The sequence below is a fragment of the Actinotignum sp. usb-actsch-rep-73 genome (assembly GCF_059082735.1).
In genome coordinates, this window is sequence record NZ_JBHNPV010000058.1 from 1 (window position 1) to 11,313 (window position 11,313).

The 11,313-nt window shown below is 52.2% G+C and carries 11 protein-coding genes, 1 tRNA gene and 1 pseudogene; 12 read left to right on the forward strand and 1 reads right to left on the reverse strand.

The features are described 5' to 3' along the window. From AC5RE1_RS04020 to AC5RE1_RS04050, 7 genes and pseudogenes are all read left to right on the forward strand, one after another. Positions 1-524: pseudogene (locus AC5RE1_RS04020) on the forward strand (N-acetylmuramoyl-L-alanine amidase); the annotation flags it as partial. An 83-nt stretch (positions 525-607) separates the two neighbouring features. Then, entirely contained in the window at positions 608-982 is a 375-nt protein-coding gene (locus tag AC5RE1_RS04025; protein ID WP_001129922.1) for a TnpV protein, read from the forward strand. A 366-nt stretch (positions 983-1,348) separates the two neighbouring features. Next, complete coding sequence (tet(O), locus tag AC5RE1_RS04030; RefSeq protein WP_004007597.1) at positions 1,349-3,268, forward strand: tetracycline resistance ribosomal protection protein Tet(O); 1,920 nt, start codon at positions 1,349-1,351, stop codon at positions 3,266-3,268. Between the two features lie 54 nt (positions 3,269-3,322). Continuing rightward, complete coding sequence (locus AC5RE1_RS04035; RefSeq protein WP_004614788.1) at positions 3,323-3,493, forward strand: cysteine-rich KTR domain-containing protein; 171 nt, start codon at positions 3,323-3,325, stop codon at positions 3,491-3,493. Between the two features lie 711 nt (positions 3,494-4,204). Further along, positions 4,205-4,414 (forward strand): hypothetical protein, encoded by a 210-nt coding sequence (locus AC5RE1_RS04040; RefSeq protein WP_004007595.1) that lies wholly within the window; start codon positions 4,205-4,207, stop codon positions 4,412-4,414. Positions 4,415-4,460: 46 nt separating this feature from the next. Then, complete coding sequence (locus tag AC5RE1_RS04045; protein ID WP_004007594.1) at positions 4,461-5,711, forward strand: recombinase family protein; 1,251 nt, start codon at positions 4,461-4,463, stop codon at positions 5,709-5,711. After that, positions 5,708-7,279: a recombinase family protein gene (locus AC5RE1_RS04050; RefSeq protein ID WP_004007593.1), complete on the forward strand. Its 1,572-nt coding sequence runs from the start codon at positions 5,708-5,710 to the stop codon at positions 7,277-7,279. The genes AC5RE1_RS04045 and AC5RE1_RS04050 overlap by 4 nt, the downstream gene beginning before the upstream one ends. A 216-nt stretch (positions 7,280-7,495) precedes the next feature. Here AC5RE1_RS04050 and AC5RE1_RS04055 read toward each other — a convergent pair. Further along, positions 7,496-7,569: transfer RNA gene (locus AC5RE1_RS04055), tRNA-Gly, on the reverse strand. 377 nt (positions 7,570-7,946) lie between these two features. On the opposite strand from AC5RE1_RS04055, the gene AC5RE1_RS04060 reads away from it, so the two are divergent. The 5 genes from AC5RE1_RS04060 (at position 7,947) to AC5RE1_RS04080 (ending at position 11,299) form a co-directional block, all read left to right on the forward strand. Beyond that, entirely contained in the window at positions 7,947-8,381 is a 435-nt protein-coding gene (locus AC5RE1_RS04060; RefSeq protein ID WP_103632974.1) for a (deoxy)nucleoside triphosphate pyrophosphohydrolase, read from the forward strand. Between the two features lie 70 nt (positions 8,382-8,451). After that, the gene (locus AC5RE1_RS04065; protein ID WP_493938385.1) at positions 8,452-9,138 is read left to right on the forward strand and encodes a TetR/AcrR family transcriptional regulator; all 687 of its coding nucleotides are present in this window, start codon (positions 8,452-8,454) and stop codon (positions 9,136-9,138) included. Positions 9,139-9,358: 220 nt separating this feature from the next. Beyond that, positions 9,359-9,721, forward strand: coding sequence for a thioredoxin (gene trxA, locus AC5RE1_RS04070; RefSeq protein WP_103632972.1), 363 nt, complete (start codon positions 9,359-9,361; stop codon positions 9,719-9,721). Between the two features lie 61 nt (positions 9,722-9,782). Next, on the forward strand, positions 9,783-10,607 hold the full coding sequence (locus tag AC5RE1_RS04075; protein ID WP_219810995.1) for a sensor histidine kinase: 825 nt from the start codon (positions 9,783-9,785) through the stop codon (positions 10,605-10,607). Continuing rightward, positions 10,607-11,299, forward strand: coding sequence for a response regulator transcription factor (locus tag AC5RE1_RS04080; RefSeq protein WP_006680387.1), 693 nt, complete (start codon positions 10,607-10,609; stop codon positions 11,297-11,299). Before AC5RE1_RS04075 ends, AC5RE1_RS04080 begins: the two co-directional genes overlap by 1 nt. Positions 11,300-11,313: the final 14 nt, after the last annotated feature.

The window sequence follows — 11,313 nt, forward strand, 5'->3', positions numbered from 1 at the left end:
GCTCCAGCCCGTGGGCTGTGTCGGAGGCGTGCCTCGATAACGGAGCACACCTCGTCGCCGCGATCTGCAAGTTCTACGGCCTTGGCCGACCCCAGTGGGGCAAGAACGTGTTCGGGCACAAAGACTTCTCTGCCACGGCTTGCCCGGCTTCTCTTGCTGGTTCCCAGCATGCCGCCTACATGTCCCGCGCACAGTCTTGGTATGACCAGATGAGCGGTAGCGCACCAGCACCCGCTCCTGCAGCACCGAACATCGACGCATTGGCTGACGCTGTCATTCGCGGTGATTACGGGAACGGGGAGGAGCGTAAGCTCCGCCTCGGAGCCAACTACGCGGCTGTCCAGCAGCGAGTGAACGAGAAGCTCTCTGGCAACACGCCGACGAAGCCAGCAGGGCCCAACATCGACGCGCTTGCCGACGCCGTGATCCGTGGCGACTATGGCAATGGTGAGGAGCGTAAGCGCCGCTTGGGCAACCTCTACGCCGCTGTTCAGGCGCGCGTGAATGCCAAGCTCGGCTACTAAACATCCGCGCCACGTCGGAGCGACTGATGTAGGACGGATTTTGCGGACATTCAAAATAAAAAAGAATGTGGAGGTAACAGACAATGGCAAAATCATTATTTGAGGAACTGGGCGGCAAATACGAAAGGCAAGGGGATTATTTGATACCGTGCTTAACTGTACCCGCCGAAGAAGAACAGGCAATAGGCATCTGGGGGCAACGGCATTTAGATTATCTAAAACAGTACCGTAAAGTTACATACACCAATCTTCTTACAAGCGGCAGGCTAAACGCCTACCTTGCCGACATCAACAGACAGGCACAGGAACGCTTTGAAAGGCTCATAGAGGGTATGAAACAGGCACAGGGCATAACGGAACAGCTAAAGGCAGAAAACGCCTTAGAATGGACAGGATGCCTCAATAACATAAGGGCTTGTGCGAGGGAGATTGTGGAAAAGGAAATTATTTTTGCATAAACAGATGATTAGTGGCAGGGGGAAATCCTGCCGCTTTTTCTGCTTTAGTTTGTCAGCTTGACAAATAAAGGGTTAAGGAATATAATTAGATTCAGTATTATACAAGGAGTTAATAAATATGCGGCAAGGTATTCTTAAATAAACTGTCAATTTGATAGTGGGAACAAAAAGTAGCAGTCCCGTTTCACTTTTAATATGGGGCTTAGTTTTTTGTACCCAGTTTAAGAATACTTTTATCATGTAATTTTATATGCCCGAAAACATATAAGTGTTTTGGGGCTATTGGAGTTATTTACCCAGTGATAGGAGTATTTATCACTGGGTATTTTTATGCCCTTTTTTGGGTGTTGATAGGAGGAAAATCACATGAAAATAATTAACTTAGGCATTCTGGCTCACGTTGACGCAGGAAAGACAACATTAACGGAAAGTTTATTGTATACCAGTGGTGCAATTGCAGAACTAGGGAGCGTAGATGAAGGCACAACAAGGACAGATACAATGAATTTGGAGCGTCAAAGGGGAATCACTATCCAGACAGCAGTGACATCTTTTCAGTGGGAGGATGTAAAAGTCAACATTATAGATACGCCAGGCCATATGGATTTTTTGGCGGAAGTATACCGTTCTTTATCCGTATTAGACGGAGCAGTATTATTAGTTTCTGCAAAGGATGGCATACAGGCACAGACCCGTATACTGTTTCATGCACTACAGATAATGAAGATTCCGACAATTTTTTTCATCAATAAAATTGACCAAGAGGGGATTGATTTGCCAATGGTATATCGGGAAATGAAAGCAAAGCTTTCTTCGGAAATTATAGTGAAGCAAAAGGTTGGGCAGCATCCCCATATAAATGTAACGGACAATGACGATATGGAACAGTGGGATGCGGTAATTATGGGAAACGATGAACTATTAGAGAAATATATGTCAGGGAAACCGTTTAAAATGTCAGAACTGGAACAGGAAGAAAACAGGAGATTCCAAAACGGAACGTTATTTCCCGTTTATCACGGAAGCGCTAAAAACAATCTGGGGATTCGGCAGCTTATAGAAGTAATTGCCAGTAAATTTTATTCATCAACGCCTGAAGGTCAATCTGAACTATGCGGGCAGGTTTTTAAGATTGAATATTCAGAGAAAAGGCGGCGTTTTGTTTATGTGCGTATATATAGCGGAACATTGCATTTGAGGGATGTTATTAGAATATCTGAAAAAGAGAAAATAAAAATCACAGAGATGTGTGTTCCGACAAACGGTGAATTATATTCATCCGATACAGCCTGCTCTGGTGATATTGTAATTTTACCAAATGATGTTTTGCAGCTAAACAGTATTTTGGGGAACGAAATACTGTTGCCGCAGAGAAAATTTATTGAAAATCCTCTCCCTATGCTCCAAACAACGATTGCAGTAAAGAAATCTGAACAGCGGGAAATATTGCTTGGGGCACTTACAGAAATTTCAGATGGCGACCCTCTTTTAAAATATTATGTGGATACTACAACGCATGAGATTATACTTTCTTTTTTGGGGAATGTGCAGATGGAAGTCATTTGTGCCATCCTTGAGGAAAAATATCATGTGGAGGCAGAAATAAAAGAGCCTACTGTTATATATATGGAAAGACCGCTTAGAAAAGCAGAATATACCATCCACATAGAAGTCCCGCCAAATCCTTTCTGGGCTTCTGTCGGGTTGTCCATAGAGCCGCTCCCTATTGGAAGCGGAGTGCAGTATGAAAGCAGAGTTTCACTTGGATATTTAAATCAATCGTTCCAAAATGCGGTTATGGAGGGGGTTCTTTATGGCTGCGAGCAGGGGCTGTATGGATGGAAAGTGACAGACTGTAAAATCTGTTTTGAATATGGATTGTATTATAGTCCTGTAAGTACCCCCGCAGACTTTCGGCTGCTTTCCCCTATCGTATTGGAGCAGGCTTTAAAAAAAGCAGGGACAGAACTATTAGAGCCATATCTCCACTTTGAAATTTATGCACCGCAGGAATATCTCTCACGGGCGTATCATGATGCTCCAAGGTATTGTGCAGATATTGTAAGTACTCAGATAAAGAATGACGAGGTCATTCTGAAAGGAGAAATCCCTGCTAGATGTATTCAAGAATACAGGAACGATTTAACTTATTTCACAAATGGGCAGGGAGTCTGCTTGACAGAGTTAAAAGGATACCATCCAGCTATTGGTAAATTTATTTGCCAACCCCGCCGCCCGAATAGCCGTATAGATAAGGTTCGGCATATGTTCCACAAGTTAGCTTAACAGCTTGCAAAAGTCATATAAAATGAGATTTGAAAGGATTAGAGACTAATTATGATGAAATGCGAATGGATATTGTGTCCTGTTTGTGGGAGCAAAACCCGTAATAAAATTAGGAAGGACACTGTTTTGGAGAATTATCCCCTTTATTGTCCAAAATGCAGACAAGAAAGATTGATTAAAGTTGACAACTTGAAGATAACTGTCATCAAAGAGCCAGACGCTTAAGACGCAGAGCCGATGAAATTGTGGAACAATTCACGAATCATCGGCTCTTTTTGTTTCGTATTTGAAAGAACAAACTCACCAAATAAAAAAACGATATTCGGGTGGGTTATTTTGTTATACCCTAAATTACCCTCTGAATTTGTTTTTAAATTTGGAGGGATTTTTTTATGTCCTTTTTTCGGGCAGTTATCTATCTGCTCATACGAGCCCCGTCACCACTGTGACTTCCCAATCCTCGGGGAGCCGGTGGTGGCGGGGCTTTTCGTCGTTTCATGGATGGATTTAACAAACGGGGGTTCGTCGGCAGTGGGGTGAAGGGAGTGACCCCACTGTGAATGATCTTGATGAACAACGTATCCGTAACCTGCGCACGGCGGGCTGGGGGTATAAAGCGATTGCCGAGTTTTGCGCCCTGACTCGTGACCAGATCCGCTCGTACTGCACAACCCGAAACCTTGACGCTGCTCCGGTGATGGTCGAGCACGTGTGCCAGTGGTGTGCCAACCCTATACAGGGAGCAGCTCGGGCTCGGTTTTGCTCGCCCGCCTGCAGGCATAAAGCTTGGCGGCATCGACAGAAAACTGAGCCTATGCGCGAGCAGACCTGTACGCACTGCGGACGCTGCTTCGCGATCGTGGACAAGCCAGGTCAAAAGTTTTGCTGTCACGCCTGCTATGTACGTGCTCGCTTCGGCACCAGGGGCGGACGACCATGAACACGCTCGCCGCTCCTGTTGATCAACTGGCCCAACCTGACGTGTTCGCCCGAGAACTCGCCTTCATCACGGACGCTCACATCTTGAGCATGCTGGCAGGTCGGGGCGTGCTCACACCCGCAGAGCATCAGCGTGCTCACCGGTTGTTGTTCCAGGCGTGGAGCCCGATCTATCAACCACAGATTGTGGGCAAAACGACTGGATAAACACCGCCTTTAGAGCGTGTATAGACCTAACGCGAAAGGAGAAAACGTGGCACACATCAGTGTGGTGACACCAGTTCGGCCGCCGACCCCAAAACTGGTCAACGTGGCGGCATACGCGAGGGTCTCAACGAACGGCACAGAGCAGTTAGCATCCCTATCGGCGCAAGTGTCGTATTACTCGCGCCTGATCCAGTCCACACCCGGATGGGCCTATGTCGGGGTGTTTACCGACGAGGGTATCACCGGCACGTCAACAAAATCCCGACAAGGCCTGGCAGACCTGATGGACGCAGCCAGGCGCGGGGGTGTCGATATTGTGTTGTGTAAATCAATCTCACGCCTGGCCCGCAACACTGTCGATCTACTGGCTACGGTCCGTGAGCTCAAAGACCTTGGCGTGGCCGTACGGTTCGAACGCGAACGCATCGACACCCTTAGCGCTGACGGGGAACTGTTGCTGACTTTGTTGGCGTCGTTCGCCCAGGAAGAATCCCGCTCGCTATCCCACAACGTGAAATGGGCGATCCGCAACCGATACAAGAACGGGGGCACGAACTCCTTCGTTGTCTATGGCTACCACTGGACAGACGGCGAGTTCACCATCATTGACGAAGAAGCCAAGATTGTGCGCTTACTGTTTGCCAATTATCTCGATGGGATTAGCCCGGAGAAAACCGCGACGATGCTCAATGCTGAAGGTAAACGCTCTCGGGGAGGGGGACGGTTCTACGGGTCAGTGTTTCGTCGCATGCTCGAAAACGAGCGCTACAAGGGCTGCCAAATGCTACAGAAAATGTACCGCCCCACAATCCAAGCACCCACATGCTCCCTCAACAACGGGGAGCTGCCACGCTACTGGGTCGAGCAAGCCCTCCCGCCAATCATTGACGAGGCGATGTTTGACGCGGTGCAAGCAGAAATCGCGTACAGGCGTGAGGTGGGCCCGGCTGCGACCCCGTCGAAGAACACGGGCGTATTCACCGGGCGGATCTGCTGCGCGGCGTGCGGGAAGAACTATCAACGCAAAACCCGCACCTACAAGTCTGGAACCTCGTATAAGTTTTGGCGGTGCTGGAGTGCCTGCACCGGGAATGGCAACCCCTGTAGGGGGCACAACCTGCGCGAAACACTCCTCGAACAAGCCTGCGCAGACATGCTCGGCACCCAAAGTTTCGACCCCGCTGCGGTTGCTGAGCAGGTCGTGATGATTGAGGCCTTCGAGCATCAGCTCACCTTCCACCTCGCGGATGGAACCATTGCACCAGTGGGGTTAACCAGTGAGGGGAGGCTGGCATGAGCCGCACCGTCACAGCGATACCCGCAACAAAGAAGCTTCGATCTGCCACAGCCTCATCTGGCGCACCGGCACGCAGACGGGTCGCTGCCTACGCTCGCGTCTCTACCGAGATGGAAGAACAAACCTCCTCGTATGAGGCTCAGATCGACTACTACACCACCTACATTCATTCCCGTAATGATTGGCAGTTCGCGGGCATGTACTGCGACGAAGGTATCTCTGGCACCTCTATGAAGCACCGTGAGGGATTCCAAACCATGATCGATGACGCCCTGGCAGGCAAAATCGATCTCATCCTCACCAAAAGCGTCTCCCGGTTCGCACGCAACACCGTCGACTCCTTGACCACCGTGCGCAAGCTCAAAGACGCAGGCGTCGAGGTCTATTTTCAGAAGGAAAATATTTACACCTTTGACACCAAAGGCGAATTACTCATCACGATCATGTCGAGTCTGGCGCAAGAAGAATCCCGCTCGATCTCCGAAAACGTCACCTGGGGACACAGGAAACGTTTTGCCGATGGGAAGATTATGGTTCCCTACGCATCACTACTCGGATATAAGAAAGGAGCGGACGGCAGTCTCGTCATCGACGAAACCCAGGCACCGACCGTCAGGCTGATCTACCAGCTGTTCCTTGACGGGATGGCGATCAGTGAGATTAAAACCGAACTCGCTGCCCGCAAGATTCTCACCCCGCGCGGGAAAGAAGTATGGTCAACATCGACAGTGCGCTCCATTCTATCCAACGAAAAATACAAAGGCGACGCTCTTCTCCAAAAGACGTTCACCACCGATTTCCTTACTAAAAAGATGAAGGTCAACGAAGGCGAAGTACCCCAATACTACGTAACAGGCAATCACGAGCCGATTATTGCTCCGCATATCTGGGATCAGGTGCAATACGAACTCTCCACCAGACATGGCAACATATCATCAGCGAAAGTCGGGTTGTTCTCCACCCGGCTCAAATGCTTTCAGTGTGGTGCGTGGTATGGGCGTAAAACGTGGGCATCGAACACGAAATACAAGTACACAGTCTGGCAATGCAACCACAAATACGCAGGGCAGCACCCTTGCAGCAGCGCGACAGTGAAAGACGAGCAGATCAAGGATTCTTTCGTGCAAGCGCTCAACCAACTGATCGCCCGCCACCGGTACGAAAGCCACCTACCGCAGGTGCTTGGCGACATGTTCGATACGAGCCGTTTGGAAGAACAAGCCGCCGCCTGCCAGGCGAAAATCGTGGAGCTGACCGAGCAGATCGAAGCACTGATTGCGGAAAACCAGCAACGCGCGCTCGACCAAGACGCCTACCAAGCCCACTACACAGAGCTCGATACTGCCTACCGTAAGACGCTCGCACGCAAAGCGAGCCTAGAGGCAGATATCGCAGCGAACACCGCCAAGCACGCCGCCATCACCACAACCCTGAATGATCTGACAGGGGAACCGGTGAGCGAGTTTCACCCCGCACAATGGAGCGCACTCATCGACCACGCCATCGTAGGCGAAGATACGATCCGGTTCGTATTCCGAGTTGGTGAGGTAGTGAGGGTTCAGCTTTAGATTTGAGATGAAGATTCTGGCCCGTTCGTGCATGAGCGCGGACGGGCTTTTCTCATGCCCAGAAATCATGGCAACAGGGGAAGCGATAGTGCTCAGGAAGCATTTCCGCAGGTCAGGGCAAACGCGCTACACACTCGCTAACGCAAGCGATTTTCTTGACCCCCTTGGGGCGTACGCGCTAACGCAAACGCCTACTTATCATTTTCGACGTCCAAGTGGAGCGGGCGACGGGAATCGAACCCGCCTCTGAAGCTTGGGAAGCTTCCATTCTACCGATGAACTACGCCCGCAATTCATCGCCATTGGCAACAGGTTTGATCATACCAGAGGTCAAACATACTGGTCAGCCAAGGCGACAGACAAAGAGAGGAGGGACGCTGTCCCACAAGGAATCGCGCCCCTCCTCTTGATCAACGCTTGACTAGGCCGACAGCATCAGCCTGGCGCACGCAGATCAACAGCGGCAGAGACGGTGCGCCCACCCCACGCAAGTACCTCCGCGTGGGTTTCGACTCCGTTGGAATTCAGATCAGATCAACGAGATCCATCAGGACGCGTGTGGCCAAGCTTAAAATCGGCAGTTTCAACGGCTCGTTGAAGGGAGATCTTTTCAAGTTCGTATGACCACTATATTACCTTCGTCCCACACACTGCCTACACTGCAGTCATGCCCCGCTTAGTTGTTGCCGCCGCCATCGTCGACTCGCTCGACAACCCAACGCAGTTGCTCTGCGCCGCACGCTCATACCCGCCCGAGCTGGCAGGAAAATTTGAGCTTCCCGGTGGAAAGATCGATCGCGACGAGGCCCCGCTTCAGGCACTTCACCGCGAAATACGCGAAGAAATGAACACCGCCATCCGCGTGGGCGCTCAGGTAATGACGGAAGAGGGCACGTGGTGGCCGATCCTGCAGGGGCGCACGATGGGAGTCTGGTTAGCTGAACTAGCGCCGGACGCGCCCGCCCCCACTTTGAATGGTTCCCATAGTGAGTTCCGCTGGACTCCTTTAGACAAGGTCGACACGCTTGACTGGATTGGCTGCGATCTTGAGATTGCGATGGCCGTTGCACGCACATCCGGTTTCGAGCCAGCGGACCGCTAAGAGCCTGAATATATGACCAAATACCTAGATAATTTGGCGACATATGGGGTACATCTGTCAGAATAGTCCTATGCCTAAGATCATCGGAGACTCCCTAGAAAACCACCGCGCTCTGACTCGCCACAAGCTTTTCGACGCGCTCGGAGGGCTCCTCGCCGAACAGTCTTTCGACACGATCACCATGTCGCAGATCGCGTCACGCGCCAACGTCGGACGCACCGCTGTGTACAACCACTTCGAAGATAAAGAAGTTCTGCTCCTTGCCTACATGAACGAGGCAACCGCAGAATTCTCGGCACTTCTTCACGAATCAATCGACACAGAACCCGACCCGATTGAGCGCCTCCGCATCTACGTGCACGCACACTTGGAGATGACCAGTCGCTACCACCTAGCAAGTCGCGTTCACCTGCGCGATCAGATGTCGACGGAAAAGTCTGAACATCTTCACGAGCATGCAGGCGTGATCGGCAACCTCCTTCTCAACATCCTCATCGATGCAATGAAGTGCGAAGCGATCCCCATGCAGGACCCGCACATTCTGGTCGCGCTGATCCACGCCTGCTTGTCCGGGCAACGCCTGCCCTCGGATCCCGACAAGCGACGCACACTCTGCGTAGCATCGGAAGCGTTCGTCTTGCGCGCAGTTGGAGCCTCGTCGGAGAAAATCCACGCACTCCCCTCGCCGAAAAAGCGCGCCGAAGCCGAAGAGCACAATACCCAGGCCTCTTTTATGCGGTGCCCGGTCGCGCACTGACGCGCAGATACGAGGCCCCCTGAAACAGCCTTACCGTCACAGACGTGCGACGCACACCATACCTCTAAACCAATCACAGGGAATAGATTCACTACTCAGGCCGTTGAACTCTACGAAACGGGAAACCGCAACGAAATAATCAAAGCGATTCCCAGCAATAGATCACGCTCATACAATCGCACCTCGGGTTCACTCGAACCCCGCACATAAGGAGACCGCATTGGCCACCGTCACGCTTCACAACGACAACTTTGAAACCACCGTCGCCGAAAACGCCATCGTCTTGGTTGACTTCTGGGCAACTTGGTGCGGCCCGTGCCGCCAGTTCGGTCCGGTCTACGAAGAAGCCTCCAACAAGCACACCGACATCGTCTTCGGCAAGGTCGATACTGACGCAGAGCAGAACCTTGCTCGCGCAGCTCAGATCTCGTCCATCCCGACGATCATGGCGTTCCGCGACGGCATCGCCGTCTTCCGTCAGTCCGGCGCCCTTCCGGGTGCTGCACTCGACGATCTGATCCAGCAGATCCGCGACCTCGACATGGATCAGGTTCGCGCATCCATTGCCGAATCCCAAAAGTAAACCGGCAGAAAACCCACCTTCCAGGTTTGGCAAGTCGCACTATTAGCGACACACTTGGACCATGAGCCACCCGACGATGATCTTCACAATCGTCGGGTGGCTTTTGTTTATTGCAACCGCAATCACCCTGATTTACGTCATTTCACGGGCGCACAACGGCGAAAAAACGCGAGGTGCCATCCTGCTGAAAAAGAAGAATCACGATGACGAAACAGGCGACGATCTGCTGAGATACCGGCCCGCCATCATCGCCCACGAAATCCGTACTCCGCTGGCACTCATCCGCGGAGCCGGCGAACTGCTCGAAGAAGGTCTTGCTGGCGACCTGAACGAACAGCAACACCACTTCGTTCGCACCATGACAACGAACACTCAGCAGGTCATCGACCTGACCGAGTCAATCATCACCGACCTCAAACTCTCACGTGGCGGAACACTGTCAACCGAGCTCGTCGACGTGAGAGACATCGTTGCCTCAACCGCACGAGAAATGCGACGCATCACCGACATCCCCATCCATGTGAACGCGGTCGGGGGAGTCCTCAACATCCACGCGAACGCTTCCATGCTCCGGCAAGTCATGTGGAACCTGATCAACAACTCACTCCACCACGGAGACGGCACCTCGCCGATCACGATCAGCGTCGCCTCAACCGAAGATGGCGGAGCGCAAATCACCGTCGAGGACTCCGGCCCGGGAATTACCCCTGAAACCCAAGAAAAAATGTTCGACGCTTTCACGTCGGAAACCACCGATGGCCGGGGATCCGGAATCGGACTGATGGTCTCCCAACGAATAATCGAGGCGCACGGTGGCAGAATTATGGTGGACTCGTTGCCTGAGTGTGGCACGGTCATCCACGTTGTACTGCCGAAGGGGAAGTGATGGGACAGCACGCGCTTATCGTCGACGACGAACCCCAGATGCTCTCAATCATCGCCTTCGCGCTGGAAACCCAAGGCTTCACGTGCGAAACGAAACCCAACACCACAAAAGCCTGGCAATACCTTCAAGATCGCAGTGTTGATCTGGTTGTCCTTGACGTCATGACGCCGACCGGATCAGGCGTTGACCTGACCCGAAGAATCCGTGGCGCCGGCATGGCGGTTCCGATCATTTTGCTTACTGCCCTTGGTGATGAAGAAGACCGTATCGTTGGCCTCGAGGCAGGCGCCGACGACTACGTGACCAAACCCTTCAGTCCCCGCGAGCTCGCACTGCGCGCCCAAGCAATCGTCAGGCGAACCCAGCCTGTACGACAACAAGAATCCGTGCACCTCGGGCCCATCACCATCGACGCTGATATGCAACGCATAACCTGGGACGGAGTCGTCATTCCGCTCAGCCCTACCGAACAGCGTGTCCTGACAATCCTAGCCTCGCGACCAAACCAGGACATCCCCTGGCGAGACCTCCTCAGCGAAGGCTGGTCCACAACCGACCAAGTCGGCGCACACGACATGATCAAAACAACGATGTATCGCCTTCGCCGTCAGCTAGAACGTGCGGGCATCGACTCTTCGTGTATCCAGTCGGTCAGGGGACGAGGTTACCGTTTCGTCATCGAGGCCTCATAACGCTGACTTTGAGC